The 1,114-nt window shown below is 29.9% G+C and carries 1 protein-coding gene; it reads left to right on the forward strand.

The window, feature by feature from the left end:
- Nucleotides 1–146: 146 nt before the first annotated feature.
- The coding region (locus tag L8W55_RS07895; protein WP_263678137.1) for a cache domain-containing protein at nt 147–1,114 on the forward strand (968 nt) is incomplete at its 3' end.

Genomic DNA, 1,114 nt, shown 5'->3' on the forward strand with positions numbered 1-1,114 from the left:
TATTATCTCTTCATTATGTTTTTAATTACTTTTTATAATTTTTATTAAATAATTAATTTTATATTTAAATAATATATTTTTTTATTAAAGATAATATAAGATAATTTTCCTCGAAAAACTACAAAAACTATAAACAAGGATGATTTATGGGAAAAACTACCAAAACATTGACAGGCAAACTCACTTTTTTTGTATTCTTAGCAATTATAGCTATTTTATTTATTGCAAATGCTTTTAACTATGCTGAAGTAAAGCACGATGTGCAAAAACTTATTAATGACATACAAGTTAAAACTATGCAAGATGTTTTAAAAAGCTTTGATGATTACACTGCTTCAAGAAGCGATGCTATAAAAGCTGTTGCGGCTGAAATTCAAAAAAACCCCAATGCAAGTTTAGAAGAAATCTACACTATGGTTAAAGTTGCAAAAGAGTCAAGTCGTTTTGATGTTTTGTATGTAGGGCTTGCAAAAAATGGTGCAATGATTAGATCAAATGGAAATCATCAAATGCCTTCTGATGGCTATGATCCAAGAACTAGAGCTTGGTATACAAGTGTTGCATCTGGAGAAGATAAAGTTGTGATTTCAAAACCTTATATGGCTCCAAGCTTAAAAGCTCCTTCTTTGGCTTTTTCATATCCTATTGTTGTTGATGGTAAATTTATAGGTGCAGTTGGTGGAAATTATGATCTAAAGACTTTTTCAGACAATGTATTAGCAATGGGAAGATCTCAAAGTGGATACACTGTGGTTTTAGATGATGAAGGAACTATGCTGTTTCATGAATCTTCAAAAGTATTATTAGCAAAAGATGATTTATCTCAAAATATCGTAAAGACTTATCTTTCTACTCCAGAAGGTAAAACAGGACAACTTTCAAGTGAACCTATGATTATTGAAGATGGAAATGCTCCACGTAAAGCGGTAATATGTCAAGAATCCTCAACAGGATATAATGTTTGTGTAATAGCAGATGAAAAAATTTATAAAGATCCGGTAAATAATGCCTTGATAAAACAGATCATCATAGGAACTATAAGCCTAATAATAGCTCTTGTAATTATAAGATTTGTGATCAATTACAACTTATCTCCTCTACAAAAAATCCAAAT

The organism is Campylobacter sp. FU_520, from assembly GCF_025772385.1.
GTDB lineage: Bacteria > Campylobacterota > Campylobacteria > Campylobacterales > Campylobacteraceae > Campylobacter_D > Campylobacter_D lari_C.